The 19,652-nt window shown below is 42.0% G+C and carries 22 protein-coding genes and 1 tRNA gene; 7 read left to right on the top strand and 16 right to left on the bottom strand.

Translation table 11 applies throughout. The features are described from left to right. Nucleotides 1-2: 2 nt before the first annotated feature. Both G457_RS0103730 and G457_RS0103725 read right to left on the bottom strand, forming a co-directional pair. Nucleotides 3-437 carry a GNAT family N-acetyltransferase gene (locus G457_RS0103730; RefSeq protein ID WP_026945263.1) on the bottom strand — a complete coding sequence of 145 codons (435 nt, stop codon included), beginning with the start codon at nt 435-437 and terminating at the stop codon, nt 3-5. Next, nucleotides 406-1,395, bottom strand: coding sequence for a PhoH family protein (locus tag G457_RS0103725; RefSeq protein ID WP_026945262.1), 990 nt, complete (start codon nt 1,393-1,395; stop codon nt 406-408). Before G457_RS0103725 ends, G457_RS0103730 begins: the two co-directional genes overlap by 32 nt. Before the next feature lie 103 nt (nt 1,396-1,498). Between G457_RS0103725 and G457_RS0103720 the strand changes: the two genes are divergently transcribed. The 6 genes from G457_RS0103720 (at nt 1,499) to G457_RS0103700 (ending at nt 4,828) form a co-directional block, all read left to right on the top strand. Next, complete coding sequence (locus G457_RS0103720; protein ID WP_026945261.1) at nt 1,499-2,269, top strand: SAM hydrolase/SAM-dependent halogenase family protein; 771 nt, start codon at nt 1,499-1,501, stop codon at nt 2,267-2,269. Nucleotides 2,270-2,272: 3 nt separating this feature from the next. Beyond that, nucleotides 2,273-2,572, top strand: coding sequence for a putative quinol monooxygenase (locus G457_RS0103715; protein WP_026945260.1), 300 nt, complete (start codon nt 2,273-2,275; stop codon nt 2,570-2,572). A gap of 248 nt (nt 2,573-2,820) precedes the next feature. Then, a tRNA-Leu gene (locus tag G457_RS0103710) sits at nt 2,821-2,902 on the top strand. A gap of 50 nt (nt 2,903-2,952) precedes the next feature. Next, a complete protein-coding gene (locus tag G457_RS0103705; protein ID WP_026945259.1) occupies nt 2,953-3,201 on the top strand; it encodes a GIY-YIG nuclease family protein in 249 nt (82 codons plus the stop codon). A 25-nt stretch (nt 3,202-3,226) separates the two neighbouring features. Next, nucleotides 3,227-3,412 (top strand): hypothetical protein, encoded by a 186-nt coding sequence (locus G457_RS22730; protein WP_155847075.1) that lies wholly within the window; start codon nt 3,227-3,229, stop codon nt 3,410-3,412. A gap of 219 nt (nt 3,413-3,631) precedes the next feature. Next, nucleotides 3,632-4,828 carry an ATP-binding protein gene (locus G457_RS0103700; RefSeq protein WP_026945258.1) on the top strand — a complete coding sequence of 399 codons (1,197 nt, stop codon included), beginning with the start codon at nt 3,632-3,634 and terminating at the stop codon, nt 4,826-4,828. A gap of 12 nt (nt 4,829-4,840) precedes the next feature. Here G457_RS0103700 and G457_RS0103695 read toward each other — a convergent pair whose 3' ends face one another. From G457_RS0103695 to G457_RS0103685, 3 genes are read right to left on the bottom strand one after another with little or no spacing between them, the layout of a single operon-like run. Continuing rightward, on the bottom strand, nt 4,841-5,305 hold the full coding sequence (locus tag G457_RS0103695; protein ID WP_026945257.1) for a hypothetical protein: 465 nt from the start codon (nt 5,303-5,305) through the stop codon (nt 4,841-4,843). A gap of 46 nt (nt 5,306-5,351) precedes the next feature. After that, nucleotides 5,352-6,047, bottom strand: coding sequence for an ABC transporter ATP-binding protein (locus G457_RS0103690; protein WP_026945256.1), 696 nt, complete (start codon nt 6,045-6,047; stop codon nt 5,352-5,354). Further along, a complete protein-coding gene (locus G457_RS0103685; protein ID WP_026945255.1) occupies nt 6,044-7,534 on the bottom strand; it encodes a DUF5687 family protein in 1,491 nt (496 codons plus the stop codon). The genes G457_RS0103690 and G457_RS0103685 overlap by 4 nt, the downstream gene beginning before the upstream one ends. Nucleotides 7,535-7,626: 92 nt before the next feature. On the opposite strand from G457_RS0103685, the gene G457_RS0103680 reads away from it, so the two are divergent. Next, nucleotides 7,627-8,358, top strand: a complete 732-nt coding sequence (locus G457_RS0103680; protein WP_026945254.1) for a nitroreductase family protein — start codon at nt 7,627-7,629, stop codon at nt 8,356-8,358. A gap of 83 nt (nt 8,359-8,441) precedes the next feature. Here G457_RS0103680 and G457_RS0103675 read toward each other — a convergent pair whose 3' ends face one another. The 11 genes from G457_RS0103675 to G457_RS0103625 form a co-directional block, all read right to left on the bottom strand. Next, a complete protein-coding gene (locus G457_RS0103675; protein ID WP_026945253.1) occupies nt 8,442-9,437 on the bottom strand; it encodes an adenosine kinase in 996 nt (331 codons plus the stop codon). A gap of 156 nt (nt 9,438-9,593) precedes the next feature. Next, nucleotides 9,594-10,757: a hypothetical protein gene (locus tag G457_RS0103670; RefSeq protein WP_026945252.1), complete on the bottom strand. Its 1,164-nt coding sequence runs from the start codon at nt 10,755-10,757 to the stop codon at nt 9,594-9,596. Between the two features lie 115 nt (nt 10,758-10,872). After that, complete coding sequence (locus tag G457_RS0103665) at nt 10,873-12,189, bottom strand: toxin-antitoxin system YwqK family antitoxin (RefSeq protein ID WP_026945251.1); 1,317 nt, start codon at nt 12,187-12,189, stop codon at nt 10,873-10,875. Between the two features lie 148 nt (nt 12,190-12,337). After that, nucleotides 12,338-13,015, bottom strand: coding sequence for a LytR/AlgR family response regulator transcription factor (locus tag G457_RS0103660; RefSeq protein WP_035483091.1), 678 nt, complete (start codon nt 13,013-13,015; stop codon nt 12,338-12,340). Beyond that, a complete protein-coding gene (locus G457_RS20990; RefSeq protein WP_051260693.1) occupies nt 13,012-14,022 on the bottom strand; it encodes a sensor histidine kinase in 1,011 nt (336 codons plus the stop codon). Before G457_RS20990 ends, G457_RS0103660 begins: the two co-directional genes overlap by 4 nt. Beyond that, nucleotides 14,019-14,921, bottom strand: coding sequence for a hypothetical protein (locus G457_RS0103650; protein WP_026945249.1), 903 nt, complete (start codon nt 14,919-14,921; stop codon nt 14,019-14,021). The genes G457_RS20990 and G457_RS0103650 overlap by 4 nt, the downstream gene beginning before the upstream one ends. Before the next feature lie 191 nt (nt 14,922-15,112). Further along, the gene (gene rimO, locus G457_RS0103645) at nt 15,113-16,426 is read right to left on the bottom strand and encodes a 30S ribosomal protein S12 methylthiotransferase RimO (RefSeq protein WP_026945248.1); all 1,314 of its coding nucleotides are present in this window, start codon (nt 16,424-16,426) and stop codon (nt 15,113-15,115) included. A 174-nt stretch (nt 16,427-16,600) separates the two neighbouring features. Continuing rightward, nucleotides 16,601-17,401: a pseudouridine synthase family protein gene (locus G457_RS0103640; protein ID WP_026945247.1), complete on the bottom strand. Its 801-nt coding sequence runs from the start codon at nt 17,399-17,401 to the stop codon at nt 16,601-16,603. Nucleotides 17,402-17,456: 55 nt separating this feature from the next. Beyond that, nucleotides 17,457-18,068, bottom strand: a complete 612-nt coding sequence (locus G457_RS0103635) for an alpha/beta hydrolase (RefSeq protein ID WP_026945246.1) — start codon at nt 18,066-18,068, stop codon at nt 17,457-17,459. Continuing rightward, nucleotides 18,061-19,017 carry a ring-cleaving dioxygenase gene (locus G457_RS0103630; protein ID WP_026945245.1) on the bottom strand — a complete coding sequence of 319 codons (957 nt, stop codon included), beginning with the start codon at nt 19,015-19,017 and terminating at the stop codon, nt 18,061-18,063. The genes G457_RS0103635 and G457_RS0103630 overlap by 8 nt, the downstream gene beginning before the upstream one ends. 85 nt (nt 19,018-19,102) lie before the next feature. Then, on the bottom strand, nt 19,103-19,630 hold the full coding sequence (locus tag G457_RS0103625; protein ID WP_026945244.1) for a YceI family protein: 528 nt from the start codon (nt 19,628-19,630) through the stop codon (nt 19,103-19,105). Between the last annotated feature and the right edge of the window lie 22 nt (nt 19,631-19,652).

Here is a 19,652-nt window from a genome sequence, read left to right as displayed (position 1 = left end):
TTTTAGCCTAACTCCATTTTGTAATGGAGAATATTACATTCCTCGAATTGATCACCTACTTTTTTGAAACCAAACTTGGCATAGAGAGGAACAGCTTCCAGTTGAGCATGTAGGTAGCGCTTTTTGCCTGCAGCGTCCGGATGAACCATAATATCTCTTAGAACGGCTGAGACCAAAGCTTGCCCTACACCTTTTCCTCTGGCATCTTTTCGAACAGCAAAGCGCTCCAATTTGATGCCATAGGGAGTAAACCTCCATCTAGCAGTTCCTACAGCCTTTCCTCCTAATGACGCGAGAAAATGGGTAGATGTTTCTTCAAATTCATCATATTCATCAGCAGCGTCCACTTTTTGCTCCACCACGAATACTTCCTCCCGAATTTTGAAAATGATATCCCTTCCGGCTTTACCGGTCACTTTTCCTACTAGCAGGCTCATTTCTTGAATTTTCCTTTTCGATTTGATGCTTATCGTATGCTTCGATTATAGCTTTGACAAGTTTATGTCGGATCACATCTTTTCCGCTCAAATTGACTATTCCAATACCTTTAACACCATCTAGGATACGAAGTGCTTCCCGAAGACCGGATTTTTGCCTAATTGGTAAATCCACTTGAGTCTGATCCCCCGTGATAATCACCTTGGAATTGGGCCCCATTCGAGTCAAAAACATTTTAATCTGCTCAGAAGTGGTATTCTGCGCCTCATCCAAAAGCACAAAGGCATCATGAAGCGTCCTGCCTCGCATATATGCAAGGGGAGCGATTTCGATCACGCGGGTCTCTTGATAATACTTAAGCTTCTCCGGTGGAACCATGTCCTGAAGCGCATCATAAATGGGTCGCAGGTAAGGATCGAGTTTTTCTTGCAAGTCCCCTGGTAAGAAACCAAGATTTTCACCAGCTTCTACTGCAGGACGGGTAATGATTATACGTTTGACTTCACGGTTCTTCAATGCTCTCACAGCGAGCGCCACAGCAATGTATGTTTTCCCGGTACCTGCCGGTCCCAAAGCGAAGACCAAATCATTTTTGAAAGAGGCCTCCACAAGTTTGCGCTGATTGGGGGATTTGGGCTTGATGACCAAGCCTTTATTCCCAAATACAATGACCTGATCCCTGCTTGACTGCTCGAAAGGGATCCCTTCCATATCGAGATAGTCCTTCACCTTATCAGGACTGAGGTGTCCGAATCGCTCCACGTGCTCCAAAAGAAGGTTGATCAGATTATTAATGCGTAGGATTTCAGGAGCACCGCCTTGAATTCGGATTTCGTTGCCCCGAGAGATGATTTTGCTTTGTGGAAATGCCTGCGCCACCTGACGGATGTTTTCATTTGCTTGCCCTAAAAATTCTGCAAGGGGCACATTTTCCAGCGTGATTACTTTTTCTACCAAATTTTTTAATCAGTTAAATATTCTTGAAGGGGCTGAGATATTATTCTATTTTTGTCTCAAAGCCCTCTCAACAAAAGTACATAATTTTAATTGACTTGCTTCTATGGCCTTGGTGACATTCATCTCAGATTTTGGAGATCAGGATCATTACGTACCTGCTGTGAAAGCCAAAATGTTGGCGATCAATCCGCAATTGAATATCATTGACTTATCTCATCATATCAAGTCATTTGATCTGGAGCAAGCTGCTTTCATTTTAAAGGCATCATTTAGAGATTTTCCGAAAGGAACAGTGCACTTGGTAGCGGTCAATACTACCGGCGAAATGACTCAGGGATACATTGGTGCAAAACTGGAAGAGCATATTTTTATCGCTCCAAACAACGGCATTCTAAGCCTTCTGGCTGATAAAGAACCGGGGATTCTAGTCAAATTTGCAGATATCCATGTGCAGGAAAGTAGCTTCCCAGCAAAAGACATCCTAGCTCCGATCGCTGCCAAAGTAGCGTCGGGAGCTGCCATCCATGATTTTGGTGGGCCTTTGGATCAATTTAAAAAAGCCATGCCACGCAATCCCAAGGCCACCCGAGAATTTATCACAGGACATGTCATCCGAGTGGATCGCTATGGAAATGCTATCACAAATATCAGTAAAGAACTATTCGACAAATTGAACCCGGGTAATTTCACTATCGAAATCGGTAGGGAGAGGCTTGATCGCCTTCATACTGGATTTGGACAGGTGGACCTAGGTGACTGTTTCGCCTATTTCAATAGCCTAGGACTGCTAGAAATTGCCATTAATCACGGAGATGCAGGTTCCCTTCTTGGCTTGCGCTTTGAGTCTGTGGTTACCATTTATTTCAATCCCTAACTCATGCTAATCCGAATTGTACGAATGACCTTTCAGGAAGAAAAGGTCGCTGCTTTTTTAGAAAACTTCGAATCCAATAAGAAAAAGATTCGCTCATTTCCCGGTTGTCGGCATCTTGAACTTTGGCAAGATGAAAATCAGAAAAATATTTTCATGACCTACAGTCATTGGGATAGTGAGAAAAGTCTGAATGAATACCGTGATTCTGAGCTTTTTAAATCAGTTTGGAGCTATACGAAGACCCTTTTTTCGGATAAACCTCAGGCCTTCAGCACAAAAAAGTTGGATGAAGTAGAAATCTAGGGTTGGAGAAAAATAAAATTGTATTCATATTTGCATCCCGTTTGGAAAGCAACGGGGAATATTGAAATGCCCAGGTGGCGGAATTGGTAGACCTGCCTTTGCCGGCAGGCAGGCGCGTTGGTCTCAAACACCAACATGCCTAAATTGAAATATTAGCTGCCCAGATGGCGGAATTGGTAGACCTGCCTTTGCCGGCAGGCAGGCGCGTTGGTCTCAAACACCAACATGCCTAAATTGAAATATTAGCTGCCCAGATGGCGGAATTGGTAGACGCGTTGGTCTCAAACACCAATGCCTTCGGGCGTGCCGGTTCGACTCCGGCTCTGGGTACAAAGGCTCACAGAAATGTGGGCCTTTTTTATTTTTGCCTACTTTTAGAAATGGATGAATATTTTGTCTACGCCAACAAAAGTCTTGAAAAGAATTATATCTACGTGGGAATTACCAATAATCCAGAGAGGCGATTTGAAGAACATAACTCTGGAAAAGGAAGATCAACAAAACCTTATGCTCCATTCCGTATGATCTATTTAGAAAAAATTGGAACTAGGGAAGAAGCTAGAAACAGAGAAAAATACCTAAAAAGTGGTACTGGAAAGGAGTTTTTGAAGCAGATTATTAATTCCTAGGCAACGGTCTCGATGATTATCGGGTTTGTATTCTATTCTATTGGTATCAAACACCAATGCCTTCGGGCGTGCCGGCCTGCATCCCGAAGGGATGTTCGACTCCAGCTCTACCTCCGTTAGGCAGGCCTTGGTACACCTTAAAGCTCCTTCTGAAAAGAACGGGCTTTTTTTGTTTTCCGGATCACTGGAGGAGAAGTCTATTCCGATGTAGCGTAGCGAATATCGGGAACTCCGGCCCTACCTCCGGTAGGCAAGCCTGGGTACACAGGCCCTCGGAAATGAGAACCTTTTTTGCTTAAATATCCGCTATCGATAGACTTTCAGATTACATACTTTTAAGTCAAAAATCATGTAATTTGAAAGTTAAACTTTCAAATTACATGATTTTTGATTAATTTTCATGCAAACTGAAAGTCAATAAAGCATCCGAATGATCCATCGAACTCTGGAAAGTAAGCTGATCCAAAGCCTAAAGGCCATGCCTGTGGTAGTAATTCTAGGTCCGCGACAGGTTGGAAAGACCACTCTAGCATTAGAGTTTGCAAAGCCATTATTGGAAAAGCCAGTCCACTATCTTGACCTTGAGCTAGATTCAGATTTAGCCAAGCTTGATGATCCGGAAAACTTCCTTCGAAGGTTCAATAATCAATTATTGGTAATTGATGAAGTGCAGCGAAAACCTGATTTATTTCGAATTATCCGCGGTTTGGTAGATATCCGAAAAAGAGCTGGAGAAAAGGCAGGACACTTCCTTTTGCTTGGTTCTGCATCAAAAGATCTATTGCAACAGTCTTCAGAGTCACTAGCTGGGAGAATCTGCTATTTGGAATTGAGTCCATTTAATTTTCAAGAACTTTACCTAGAGGATCAGCTTGGTTTTAATTCGGAAAAATTATGGTACCGTGGAGGTTTCCCTGATAGCTACCTAGCTGATTCTGACCAGGAAAGCTGGGATTGGAGACATGACTTTATCACCACTTATGTGGAAAAAGACATTCCTTTATTTGGCCCACAGGTTTCTGCTACACGGATGAAGCGCTTTTGGACTATGCTCGCCCATTTCCATGGTCAACAAGCTAATCTGAGCGATATTGGAAAAAGCCTAGAAGTAAGTCACACCACTGCAAGGACTTATCTTGATATTCTCCAAGATTTTTTCATGATTCGACAGTTGCAACCCTATTCGGGCAACACAAAAAAAAGACTGATCAAATCTCCTAAAATTTATATCCGGGATTCTGGTTTGCTACATAGTCTACTGAGTATTCACAGTTTTGACCAATTACTTGGCCATCCTATACTAGGAGCTAGTTGGGAAGGTTTTGTGGCAGAGAATATTCTCAACTCAATTTCAAATCAATGGAAAGCTAGTTACTACCGATCTAGCAATCAAAGCGAAATCGATTTGATTTTGGAAAAAGGTAATCAAGAAATTTGGGCTGTAGAAATAAAACGATCAGTCTATACGACACTATCATCAGGTTTTCACAGAGCTTGTGAAGATATCGGCGCAACTCGAAAAATGGTTGTTTACTCAGGCAATGAACAATTCTATTTGAAAGAAAAAACAGAGGTAGTTGGGCTTAAAGATTTTCTAATGGAAATCTTGAAGGAACATAGGCCTTAATTTCCTACAAAGTCATTTTGTTTCCTTCCAATATTCAATGCAGGGACAATATTCACCAAGCTCACACCCCTCAGGATTTCCCGTACAAAAATCAAAATGCTGTAAGCCGTATTTCCCAACTAAAACCGAACGATCAAGAATACCCAACATTAATTCATACGCTCTCGCTTCTGGAAAATTATTAGGTAAATCTATTTCCAAATTCCAAGAACGCATCATTTGTTGGAATTCAAAGTTAACTTTTTGCAGCTCTACTTGATCGTAATATTCCGAGGCGGGAAACATCTCCTTCTTCAACCCACAATAACTTGAAAAAGTAGGTTCTGAATCTATGTTCAGGTATCGATCCACTTCTGCGAAATGCCCATCTAATTCATCTTCCCCACTTATTATACTTGATTCTTTTTTTTCAAAGAAGTCCTCTGGCCGATGCGAATTGCGAATATCTTCCAATAAATGCCGTACATATTTTTTCATGTTGAATAATTTTGAAGTTCTTCATCAGAAAAAATCACGGCTCCTTCTACCCCACAAAATAAGCCTCCAATTCCCGCATCATTTCTGATTTCTCACTGAGATCACGAATGATCTTCCCCTTCTCCAATAGCACGATCCGATCGCAGATTTCTGTCACATGATTCAGGTCATGGGAAGAAATTAAAAAGGTCCGCTTAAACTCATCCTTTTCCTTAGAAATCAATTTTTTCAGCCGAATCTGTGAACTTGGATCGAGATTTTCGAAGGGCTCATCCAAGAACACGACCTCCGGATTACCCAATAAAGCAGCTGCAATCCCAACCTTTTTCAAATTCCCTTTTGACAGGTCACGGATGTATTTCTTTTTGCCTCGGACTTCATCATTGAATAACTCAGCAAACTTCTCGAGATGAACTTGAAGATCAGCTTCAGAGAGTCCGTGAATCTTTCGAAGCGTCTCGAAATACTCATCCGGAGTCAGGTAGGAAAGCAACATATGTTCATCCAAATAGGCTCCTGTGAATTTTTTCCACTCCTCGCCTTGATTGACTACATGCCCCTCTAGCGACACCTCTCCTGAGGTGGGTCTTACAAGGTCAAGCATAATTCGAAAAAGCGTAGTCTTACCAGCACCATTATTGCCAACCAGTCCGAAGCACTCTCCCTTGGGGATTTCCAAAGATTCCACATCGAGCACAACAGCCTCCTTGTATTGTTTCTTGAGATTGGTAACAGTTATCATAATTCTTGTCTAAATGAAGATGAGATTTCGTATTTATTTTGATAGACGCGTCGGATATTCAGCGCACTTAATTTTTTATAAAACAGGATGCCGAACAAGCCAAAAATTGCCAATGCCGCCAATCCTGCGAAGTCATTAATCAGCAAAGCAAATGGAAGGTATATCACATAAGGAAGGATCATCATGGGAATCACCATCAGCCATTGCGCGGCGCCAACTCCCTCATAATTAAACATGGCTCCCTTATTCAAATCCATCGGCTTAGGCTTCCAAAGCGCCAGATAAATAATGACATGAATCAATACACCGATATTGAATAAAAAAGTCGCGATGTGAACCAGCAAAATCTGCCAACCAAAATAGACATAAGGGACTGAAGCAAGAAAGCAAATCACTGAAATAGAAATGAAAAGCAAGTATTTGCCACGTACCAATTGCTCAACACCATCCTTTCGGTTCAGGTAAAAATCAAAGCTCCCGGAATTCCAGCTGAGGAACAACTGACCATACTGAATCATAAATATCCCGGTGATAAAAACCCCAACAAATACGAATATGAAACTAATACCCCCATCCTCTGAGGCATAAGCCGGATTGGTGTAGAAGATCAAACCATAGAGCAAAAAGAAAGCAGAAAGCATTAGGTAAGTTCTACTCTTTTTGTGCCGGACAATCAACTTCCATTCTACATTGGCGAGCTCCCCTGCCAAACCAAATCGCGAAAGAAAACCAATCGATTGCCCTCGTACTTGAGAGTCATTGTCAGAAGAAAGATCCTCGAGATAGGCATTATCCACATGATAGCGAAAGCATAGCCAATAACTCCCAACAAAAACCAAAGACAGAACTGCCAGTGGTAAAATTGAATTCACGGCCAGGTCGAATATTGGTTGAGTCAATTCATCCAAATTATACCAGCCCAAATAGGTAGAACCTCCACCTAAGACCAAAACCGCCATCACAATGATCAATCCAAGGGTAGAATCCTCGAAGCGCTGCTTAAACCAGAGCATAAACCAATGCAAAATCCAGCTTGTAAGCACCAAAGAACCTATCCATCCCAATGCACCCATGCTACCAAATTCGGGAGCAATGCTTTGAATGCTAAATGGCAAAAAGATCAGTAATGCAATAATATTCAGCGGAGAAATAAAAGAGCGGATCAGCAACAAATGCATGATTTTCCGCTTACCGACAGGAAGGTGCAAGAGACTTTCCAAATCTACCACTGGTAAATTTTGAATAAAGTACCGATAAAGAAACTCGGTTAAAAAGTAAAAGATCAGAAAGCTATTCAGAAAAGCAATAGGGTCCTGACCTTCGGCAAAATTCTCAATGATCCTTCCCAAGAAAAGACCTGCCAAGAGCAGATAGCTTAGCAGGAGTAGAATAATGAATCCCAAGAAAATATTGGTCATGAGGCTTTTGGCAAAAGCTGTGGACCTGACAGATTTCAGGTATTGCAGTCGAATTAATTCAAAAAACATAGGCAGTCAGATAAAGGGCTTTTGTTTATTTTGCTTGAAATTAAGGATTAAGCTTACATTTGATCGAGTTAAATACCAAAAAAATCGGATAAATGCAGGAATTAAACCAAGAGCTAGGATTTTTTGATGCTGTGGAAGCACGGAGGTCGGTGCGGATTTTTGATCAAGAAGGCTCATTTGACCATGAGAAAGTCCAAAAGTGTCTGGAAGCTGCCATCCTTTCCCCCAATAGCTCCAACCTACAGTTATACCAGTTTATTCGAGTACCGGAATCCTCTCCACTTAAAGACCCGCTAGCCCAACTTTGCATGCGACAGAAAGCTGCTACCACTGCGCGTGAATTGGTTGTGGTAATTACGCGTAGGGATGTGTGGAAGTCTCGAGCCAAAGCAAACTATAATTTCATCCTCAACTCCAATCAGAATCAACCAGAGAAAAAGGTCAAGCAAGCAGGAAATTATTATAAAAATCTAATCCCTAAACTTTTTGGAAAGTACCCTGGCTGGTCACTGATCAAAAAGCTGATCGCTTGGTGGGTGGGAATGCGAAGACCTATGGTCCGGGAAGTCGGAGAAACAGAGGTACGAATTTCCGTCCATAAAAGCGCTGCTTTGGCGGCCATGACTTTTATGCTGGGAATGAAAGCAGTAGGCTATGATACTTGCCCTATGGAAGGCTTTGATTCCAAGCGGGTGAAAAAGTTGCTGGACTTACCAACCGGCTCTGAAATCTGCATGATTATCGGATGTGGCAAAGGACTACCGGAAGGAATTTATGGACCTAGATTTCGAGTACCAAGCTCAGAGCTTATAGTCGTGAAATAAAACTAAAGGATGATAATATTTATCAGTCCGAGCGGAGTCGAGGACTCTTCGACTCCACTCGAACGGACAAAGTTTAGCCTCAATTAGGGATTCAACCTTCCTAAAATATCCTTTGCCTGATGCCACTGAAGTCTTGGCCCAAATTGGCTGACGATCTGAGAACTCGCCATCGATGCCAGCTTTCCGCTTGACGCATAGCTGTGACCATTCGTGATCCCATACAAAAAGGCGCCTGCAAACATATCTCCTGCTCCATTACTATCGATCGCATTGGTCTTGTACGGCTCAATATCTATGAATGTATCTCCATCGAAAATCATCGCTCCATTTTTACCCTGAGTAATCACAAAGTGCTTCGCAGCTTTCTTCATCTCTTCACGGGCTTCCAATAGATTGTCCTTGCCGGTGTAAAGCATGGCTTCTTCCTCATTTGCAAAAAGCAAGTCCACACTTGGGCCGATTACATCGTCGAAGTTCTCTTTGAAATATTTGACCATTGCAGGGTCGGAGAAGGTCAAAGCTACCTTGGTTCCGGCGTCTTCTGCTACTTTTTTGGCATGGATCATGGCTTCTTTTCCATTCGGAGAAGTCACTAGATATCCCTCTATGAACAAGTACTTGGAGTCTTTAATCGCCGAGTCATGAATATCCTTTACAGAAAAGTTTTGGGTGATCCCCAAAAAGGTATTCATCGTACGCTCAGAGTCTTCGGTCACCATCACCAGACATTTTCCAGTGACGCCATTTTCCAATCTCTCCGGCACTAAGGCCACGTCGACTCCAGAATCATTCAGGTCTTTCAAATAAAAATGTCCTAATTCATCATCCGCCACTCGAAAACAGTAAAAAGACTTCCCTCCAAATTGACTTACTGCAACAATGGTATTGGCTGCTGATCCACCGGCTTGCTTCTTAGCTTCGGCAGTATTGATTACTCCCATCAGTGAGTTTTGTCGCTCTTCATCAACTAGCGTCATTAAGCCTTTTTCTACTCCATTGTTCGCAAAAAACTGATCAGTAACTTTGAACTCGATATCTACCAAGGCATTTCCTATGCCTGTTACGTCGTATTTTTTCATTTTTTAATAGTTGGAAAGTTGTAATGTGTAAAGGTTGTAAAGTTGGTTCACTTCATTATTCGAAATTCAGCATTCGATATTCGATATTATAACGTCAAGCTCTAAGAAAATGGGCTGAAGCTCATTAAAACAGCGTATTTCGTAAATCGTACTTCATCAATCAAAAATCGGGTGTCTTTCAAATGGTTTTTCCCGATCAAACAAGTAGCGATAGGTATGATGAGTTTTGTAAATCTCTGCCAAAAGCTGCTCACAAACACGCATCATCTTGGGATTAAAATCCCCAATCCAGTTCATCTCGATAGTTTTGTAAGGAAACTTGGGACTGTTGCTCATTTTATCATAGCTGATGATCATGGCACTTTCTACGCCCTTGCTTTGATGCTCCGGTACCACCCCAAATACCAAACCGAGCATTTTATTGGGAGGTGAAAAGGTCTTATACCAGAGAAATTTCAACTTCCCAAGTAAGTCCATTTTCCCATTGACATGCTTGAAAATCTGATTGATCTCCGGTATTTGAATAAAGAATCCTACTGGTTCGCCTTTGTAAAATGCGAAGTAAATCAAACGAGGATCAATGATGGGTTTCATTTTCCCAAACATCAACTTGGCTTCCTTCAGCGCAATGGACTTCCCCATGTGACGCGCCCAAGCCTTATTGTAAACCGTCATAAAATATTCCGGGGCCTTCTCCTGAAGCTCTTTTCCTTTGATATATCGGAAAGAATAATCAGGATTGTCGATGACCGCATTAGCACGCTTGATCATTTTTGCATCAAATCCCACATCCTGAACCGGTCGCATGTAGGTAAACTGCTTGAAATACAGTTTGAACCCATAGTCTTCGAAAAACTTCTGATAGTAAGGGAAATTCCAAGGCATATTATAATTCGGCTCGGAAAATCCATCCACAAGTAGCCCCCACCATTTGTCCCGCTCTCCAAAGTTTATTGGCCCATCCATCGCTTGCATCCCTTCGCTTTCCAGCCAATCTTTTGCTACATCAAAAAGCATAAAAGCCGCCTCCTGACTATCAATGCACTCAAAGAAACCCACTCCGCCAGTCGGTTGCTTTTCCTTCATCTTTGGATTGATAAAGGCCGCAATTCGACCGATTGTCTGCCCTTTTTCGTCCTGAAGCAGCCAGCGCTTGGCTTTGGCACCATTTCGAAAAAGCTTATTTGTCTCAGAATGAAAAAGCCCTTCGATATCTTTATCAAGGGGACGGATCCAGTTTTTCTCGTTTTTGTAAAGCCTAACAGCCATCTCGATAAACTCTTTCTGATGGGCAGGTGTGGTGACTTCGATCAGCTTCATTCGGGTGATTTTAGATCGGCTAAATTAGTGGATCGAGGGCAAAGGGCAAAAAGTATTTAGGAGGCGAAGTTTATGTTGCCTCTGAGTAGAAACATTTGGAAAATCAGGAATTACTTTATCTAAAAATACCAAACTGGGACCAGTAGACCTGACTATTCATCCTTGAAGTTTGATCCATAATACTTGAATTAAAGGAGTTCCCGGTATTATTCTGCGTAATAGATTGCCCTCCTCTATTATTTAAAGTTCCAAAATCTTTTTCATCCAAAAAATCTCCCTCAATGGTATAAAAAGTCCATAACCCCACTTTTTCGGTTCGAATATATTTACCTGAACTCAGGATTTGATTTGTTCCGGGGTAATAATGGTACCAGACACCATTCCTAAAGCCAGATTGAATTCTACCTTCAGCCACTTTATTTCCTGATTCATCAAAAAATACCCGCTTGCCCTTCCCATTTTTCACCTTATTCCCTGGAAGAACTTGGTCTCCAATTTGAAAATCACTAAGTGACATAAGCTTTCCTCCCTGATAATATTCCTTTTGGACCACCTCCCCATTAGAGTTTATGACAATCCACTCTCCTTCCTTTTCCCCAGCTAAAACAGACCCTTTCCGCATATACGTTGGCACTAAATCCAACCGCTCAATCGAACTCCCATTCGCTAACCCACTCTCAAACTGACCTTCAAATACTAGATTTCCATTTTCATCATAGCTCTTCCAAAGCCCATGTTGTTTTCCTGCTAGAAACTCTCCTTGAATCTTGATAGGATGGTCAGGATAATACTGAATAAACTCTCCATCAAGTGCTCCTGATCGGTAGGAGCCTTTTTCCAGAAAGGATCCATCTGGATTGAAGTGTGCATAATCTCCATTGAGTTCACCCTCTTTATTCATGAAAAACCACTTGATTTTTCCATCAGGGTAATAGCTCTCCACCAGACCATCCAACAATCCAAGTTTATAAGAATAGGATTTGCTGATTTGGCCATCAGGATAAAACTCCTTCCAATCCCCGGTTTTTTCACCTTCATGAAAAGAACCTGCTGTTGCTATTCCGCCATTCTCAAAATATTCGATATGCTCACCATGTATTTTTCCATCCTGATAATTACTCAAAGTTTTGATTTGTCCATCTTCAAAAAACTCCTTAAGCGGACCGTTGGGTTGATCATTTTTAAAGGAAACACTGTATTTGGTTTTGGAATCAAATTCCTTTAAAAGAATGGTCTTATTAACGGACTTTAAACTAGGTTTTGGATCAGGTTCAGGATTCACTTTTTCATAAACCTTCCACTCACCTTCTTTTCCTTCGGGTCCTATAAGACCTGTACCTAGATAATTGGTAGTTCCAAAATAATAATAACCCGTATCAAGATCTTGAATGGGCGATAGTATGCTGAAAATCAGAAAAGTCAATATTATCATATTGGAATTTAACTGTTAATTTGGAAAAAAGGTTGGAGAAAGAGATCGTCAAGCTAGGATGAAATTTTTATCTAGATGACAGTTGGCTTTACCAGTTCTTCTTTTGCTCTAGAAGCTGGAAACTTTTATATGTAGCGCACATTTATATTTATCTCAGTTTCCCCAAAACTACCTCCCGGTATCGCAAACCTATTGGTATCATTCCACTCCCAATTTTCACCTGATTCCCTTCAATAAATTCCACTTTGGAAATATTGATGAGGTAAGACTTATGGGTCCGCACGAAGAGCTCCGAGGGCAGCTCTGCCTCCAGCCTTTTCATTGTCGATGTGATAATCAGCACCTGATTTATCAAGTGAACCTTCGCATAATCCCCAAAAGCTTCTAAATATAAAATATCATCAAAAGCGGCTCGATAAAGCTTCTTATCCACCTTCAGCATAATATGCTCCGGAATCTCCTCAGATGTAGTTCTGAGTCGGTTCTTCACCTTTTGGATAGCCTGCAAAAAGCGGTCAAAAGCGATAGGCTTCATCAGGTAATCGACCGCATCCAATTCAAAACCCTCCAAAGCAAACTCAGGATAGGCCGTCGTGAATATCACCAAGGGCTTTTCCTGAAGGGATTTGTAAAAATTGACACCTGAGAGCTTGGGCATATTGATATCCAAAAGCAATAGTTCCACCGACTGATTCTCAAGCCCCGAAATAGCCTCCAAGGCATCTTTGTATTCAGCAGTCAGAATCAGGTCCGGATGATCTTCGATAAATTGTCTTAAAATATCCCGGCTTAAAGGTTCATCATCGATAATGGCGCACTTGATCATGATAAAGTCAATTTAACAAAAAACTCTTCCGCACTCTTTTTCACCACTAGCTCATGCCTTTCTGGATAAATCAATTCCAGCCTTCTTTGGACATTTTCCAGGCCAATGCCTCCATACTTACCTCTTTCCATATCATCTACTTTACCCAAATTATTCCTTACCTCAAGCACAATTTGAGTGCCTACGATTAGTGAGATTTGAACAAACCCAGCTTTGGTTTCCCCTTTCATGCCATGCTTGAAGGCATTTTCTACCAAAGGAAAAAAAAGCAAGGGTGCCACCTTGGCAGAAGCTAGTTCTCCTTTGACCAAAAAGTCAACCTGCGAATGATCGTCCAAACGAAGCTTTTGCAATTCGATGTAATTTTCCAGCATCTCCACCTCTTTGGAAAGAGGTACCTTTTCTTCGCTTACTTCATAGAGCATGTAGCGAAGGAGATTGGAAAGTTCCAAAACGGTCTCCGCTGTTTGCTCACTTTTTCCCAAAGCCTGGGAGTAAATACTATTCAGGCTATTGAACAGAAAATGAGGATTAATCTGGGTTTTCAGTGAATTCAACTCGAGGGAAAGATTCTCTTTTTCTACTTCTTGTAGCTTGTACCATGATTTGGACAACTTGATCAAGGTCGTCAAAACGAGATAGATGACAAATATAAAAATCAAAATCTGCCACTCTGTAAATGAGACCATGTAGTAGTCCGAATCCATCAAGGGGAAAATCACCTCAAAGGTCAATTCGTGCACCGCATAACTGGCCAAAAGAAGCATGGGAATACTGGCAAAATAAAGCAGATACTTTTCCCTTTCAAGAAACCTCGGAATCAACACCCTCAAATTCACATAGACCAAAAACACCAAGGGGACGTGAAACAACAGAGAGTAAAAAAAGTCGATAAACTTGAAGAGGCTGGCTATGGAAAAATAGCTCCCGATGGCATATATGGATAGTACCCAAAAGGCTCCATGCTGAATCCATTTCTTATTCAAAATCGTTGGTATGCCCTTCATGAGTCTATCCTTTCGTAAATATCAGCGTCTTCAAATACTGTCTCATCTTCAGAATATCGCTCGAGAAACTTCTGAATTTCTTTAGGCTGTGCCGTTATCAAAACGGTCCCATCGACATTCTCATGTCTGAGCCGAATAAGATTGCTTTCAAAAAGACGATTAAGCTTTTCCAGATCAAAGGGAGTCAAAACCAATTTCTGCCCAGTAAGACGAAGCTTCAAGAAGGTATGAACGGGTAAGACATTGGACCCAAAACCATCATCGGAATACTCAGCAAGAGGAAAAATGTCCAAGAAATAATCTTTCCCGATTTTGGCTATGTGACCGATATATTCAATCAACTTCCCATTGTCCATTACGCTGACTCGATAGCTTTCCTCAAAATTAGAGTATGCTGTGCCTTTTATACTCGTGGAACGCTTACTTACTTTGGCTACGGCTTCTACAGTATTTCCTAGCGCAGTAAAGGTTTTTCCCAAGGCGTCTACAACTTCTGCCATATCCGAAAAAGACTGATCAGGATCAGTAACCGTCTTTTTGGCAATCTCTTGATAATACATTCGAATACTATCCCGATCATAAATCATTCGACCATTGACGAGTATGCCGTCTGCAGCATTATAGCGTATCGTCATTTCACCCACTGTTACTGAATCGGTATATTCTTCTCGGGATTGATCTGTAGAAGATTCTGCTGAACTGACCACCAAATCTTCCTCTTCAGACATTCTGGTAAATTCAATGTAATCCCCATCTTCCTCAGGCAATTGCCAACGACCGACTAGCTCCGGGATAAAAACCAGTGTGTCTTCCGTGTAAATTGGAAAAAGGGAATAGACACAGGAATTGAGTAAAACTAGGAGAGCTCCTACTGCAAAATAAGCGCTGAATCTTTTCATGATAAATCGTTTGAGTTGGTTATGAACTCAAATTGTGACATAGCATGAAGATCCTAAAAAAATATCGATGAACTCATTAAAAATCCAGACAAACGCAAAAAAGTCCCTAGCTAACCTGCTTCCTCTCCGATTGTGATCGGAGCATGTTCTTTGGTTAAAATAAATGCTGCTTTCGGAAAAGCAGCATAACCTTAACTTTCAAGAGTCGCATACAAATCAAACTCCGTCGCCTCAAAAACCTTGGCTTGAACAAAATCCCCCACTCGGCAGTAAAACTTCGAGGCATCGATCAGCACTTCATTGTCCACCTCCACAGAGTCAAATTCTGTTCGGCCCACGAAATACCCTCCTTCTTTCTTATCAATGAGCACTTTGAAAGTTTTCCCAACTTTCTCCTGATTCAGGTCATAGGAGATTTGCTCCTGAACCTCCATCAAATGGTTGGCTCTTTCCTGCTTTTCTTCCTGTGAAAGTCTGTCCTCCATCCCAAATGCATGGGTGTTTTCTTCATGCGAATAAGTAAATACACCCAATCGCTCAAATTTCATTCGCTCCACAAAGTTCACCATCTCGTGGAATTCCTTTTCTCCCTCACCCGGATGGCCTGCAATCAAAGTAGTACGGATGGCTATTTCAGGAATCATTTCCCGTATTCTATAGATCAATTCCTCTTGTTTTTCACGGGTGGTACCGCGACGCATGGCCTTTAGCACATCTGTAGAACCGTGCTGCAAAGGAATGTCCAAATAGTTGCAAATATTGGATCGCTCCTTCATCACTTCAATCACATCCATCGGAAAGCCGGTTGGGTATGCATAATGCAGGCGAATCCAGTCGATCCCCTCCACATCAGAAAGCTGTCTCAGCAATTCGGCAAGATTCCGCTTTTTGTACAAATCTAATCCGTAGTAGGTCGAATCTTGAGCGATCAAAAGTAGCTCCTTGGTTCCTTGAGCGGCTTTATGCTGTGCTTCCTTGACCAATTCCTCAATCGGTCGGGATACATGTCCTCCTCGCATCAGCGGGATGGCACAGAAGGAGCAAGGCCGATCACAGCCTTCGGAGATCTTCATGTAAGCATAATGCGCATTATGCGTCAATAACCGCTCTCCTACCAGCTCATGCTTGTAGTCCGCCTTAAACTTTTTCAAAATTGCCGGCAAGTCCCGCGTTCCAAAAAAGGCATCCACCTGAGGAATCTCCTTTTCTAGGTCATCCTTGTAGCGCTGTGAAAGGCAGCCTGTCACGTAGACTTTTTCGACCAAGCCTCGCTCCTTCGCATCCACATATTGGAGAATGGTATCGATGGACTCTTGCTTGGCATTATCGATAAAACCGCAAGTATTGATGATGACGATGTTATTATCATCCGAGTTGGACTCATGACTAGCATTGATCCCGTTTCCTTTCAATTGTGTCAAAAGGACCTCGGAATCCACCAGGTTTTTGGAGCAACCCATGGTGATGATATTGACTTTGTCTTTCTTTAATGTTCTCGCTTTCACAGAATTCGCTTCAAATTTGGAGTGCAAAGGTAGGTAAAAAAACTGCTTTGCAGTTTTTAGATTGGAAAATTGAAAAATTGAAAGATTTGAAAATTCAACCAAACCGCTTTTAATCAAATCTAATTGTAAATCTTAAATCATAGCAACTTTAGAACCTTCAAATTCTCAAATTTTTCAATCACACTTTTCACCATCTATTTTCACCTCCCACAAAACCAAACCTGTCGCAGGAGCAGGTGGGATTTTTTTCCAATCTTCTGAAGGCATCTTTAGTCTATTTTCGATTTCGGACAAATCCCATTGCCCTGAGCCCACATACCATATGGCCCGCATCATTTTACGCACTTGATGATACAAAAAGCCGGTTCCTACTACTTCCAGGTAGTACACCGAATCAGCTAGATTTTTGTAGGGAATCTCATCCGCTAGCAAAATCTGACAGCGTGAAATTTCACGCTTGAAATCTGTCTTAGTCGGCGAAGGAGTACAAAAAGCGCTGAAATCATGTTTGCCCACAAATGCTTTGGCAGCTTCATTCATTTTACCCAAATCCAGCTTTTCGAAAACTAGCTGAAGCCAAGCAGCATGCAAAGCGGGAGTGTCGCTGGTGTCAGTGAAAAAATAGCGATAAACCTTCCTTTTTGAGGCTTTGATCAAATTAAAATCCCGGCGAACAGGCCCCATGAATTGAATCTGTATTTCTCCTCCTAGATTTTCATTGATTGCTGTTACGGTTTCCTCAGCAAAGTCATTTTTATCTGAAAGAAAAAGCTGAAAGTAGCCCTGCTTGCAACTCACCCCAGAGTCTGTCCGGCTTCCACCCAACAAGGTGAAATCGTCATGTCCCAAAACGAATCTCAGCACACGCTCTAATTTACCCTGAATGGTTGGCTGTCCTTTTTGGATAGCCCAGCCCTTGAAGCGGGCACCAAAGTAGGAGATAGAAAATAAGTAGGAGAAGGCTTTGGTCTGCATCCTCAAAAGTATGAATTTAACTTTTGACAAAAACCAAAACCTTCCCGAGATTCCTTTAGCCCAAAATATGCTGGTTGACCCAGTCGATCTCCTCCTGTCGAATCGTGTGAGCAGAATCAGCAAAGGTGAGCAGCTTAACATCTGCCCCATTCTTTTTCAGTAGCGACTCCGACTCTTTCATCCGCTCTAGGGGTACATGCGTGTCTTGCTGACTACCGGAGATTAAAACCGGCGTATCCTCAAAGTCTCCTTGATAATTATCCGTATTAATCTGCTCTCCAATCAAACCTCCTGTAAAGGCCACCACACCACCGAGCTTTTGGGCATTTCGAGATGCAAACTCCAAACTCAGGCATGCCCCCTGCGAAAAGCCTATCAGATAAATATCGCTGGCTAGCACCCCTTCTTGGATCAAGGAATCAAATGCATCATTAATCTGCTGAAGTGAATTACTCAAAGCAGGCTGATTGGAATGGTCAGGTGCCATAAAGCTGTAAGGATACCAAGTTCCTCCTGCCGCTTGGGGAGCAATCAATGCAAAATCATCCAACTTCAAATACGATTTCAAAGAGAGGATACTTTCTGCAGAGGCTCCTCTGCCATGAATCATGATTGCTGCTTTTTTTCCTTTTTGGGGTTTTTGTCCTTCATTGATTAGCTTATTCATAGTCTGATAGGTTTACTTCAACTTTTGGAAGTGCTTTTTCAATTCTTTCCCGAGATGATTCCGCCCAGTCGGGTAACTTCAGCAATTCACCCAAGCGCTCTTCATCTTCATCTATTGCAAAACCAGGTGCGTCCGTTGCTACTTCAAATAGTACACCTCCCGGCTCACGGAAATAAATGCTTCTGAAATAATTCCGATCCTTTACTTCGGTGACACCCAAACCATTTTGCATCAATAAGTGCTGTACTTCCAGTTGGGTGGCTTCATTATCCGTACGGAAAGCAATATGATGAACCGTCCCGGCGCTTTGCATCCCTCTTCGGGCATTTGGATCAACTAGGATATCCACGATATCGCCCGGCTTTCCTGCTGTGGCATAGCGAAAGCGATTGGCCTCTTGCCCAACAAAATGATAATTCATCAGCTCTGTCAAAAGCTTCTCAGTGGGCTCCTTGGCTTGTAAGTAAAGGGTTGCTCCAAAAAATCCCTTGATTGAATGCTCATCAGGTATATGTCCCTGTGGCCATCCTTTTCGATCATCTCGATCACTCGCGATCAACTCCAGTCCCATCCCATCATGATCTTCAAATCGGATAAGGGAATCTCCAAACCGAGTCAAATCATCTGAAACTGCAACTCCAAATTTCTTCAGGCGGCCCCTCCAGTAATTAAGTGAATTTTTCCCGATGGAAAAGGCTGTATAGGTCAACTCACCAGTTCCTTTAGTCCCGCGCCGAGCACCTTTGAAAGGGAAGGTGGTAAAGACTGTGCCTGGCCTACCCAACTCATCGCCAAAGTAAAAATGGTAGACATCCGGCGCATCAAAATTGATGGTCTTTTTTACAAGTCTTAATCCTAAGATTCCTGTATAAAAATCAATATTTTGCTGAGGATTACCAGCTATCGCTGTGATATGGTGAATCCCGGAAATTAATGGCTTTGTGGTCATAAGATTGAAATTTTAGATGAATGAGATTTTACAAAAAACCCCAAAGGATAGCCTTCGGGGTTTTAAAACAAAACCTCGGAGGCTTTTATGCTTGCTTTACGAGCTGTACACTTAGCATTAAACGAACCTGATCAGAAACAACTACCGAGCCTGCCTCTGTGACTGCCGACCAAGTAAGTCCAAATTCTTTCCGATTGATTTTTCCTTCAATTTCGAAGCCCGCCTTAGTCTGTCCATAGGGATCACCGGCTACTCCACCAAAGTCTACATCAAGCGTTACCTCTTTCTTGGTTCCACGGATTTCTAGGTCTCCTACCAATTGATAGTTCCCTCCATTTTTTGAAATTTTTCCAGAGAAAGAAAGCTTAGGATGATTAGCTGCGTCAAAAAAGTCAGCTGATTTCAAATGATTGTCTCGGTCGCCCTGATTGGTATCAATGCTATCAATATCCGCAGTGAAGGAAATACTAGCTCCATCAAAGTCATCCGACTCACTTTCTGCGGCTCCCTCAAACTTTTTAAAAAATCCAGTTACGGTGGAAATTACTAGGTGCTTTACTTTGAAAGATACCTCTGAATGTGTTGGGTCAATTACCCATTTTGCTGTACTCATAATTTTTATTGATTTAAGTGAA

This window comes from Algoriphagus marincola DSM 16067 (assembly GCF_000429405.1).
Taxonomy (GTDB): domain Bacteria; phylum Bacteroidota; class Bacteroidia; order Cytophagales; family Cyclobacteriaceae; genus Algoriphagus; species Algoriphagus marincola.
The sequence above is the reverse complement of the archived record's forward strand: the minus strand, read 5'-3'. Positions and strand labels throughout refer to the sequence as shown.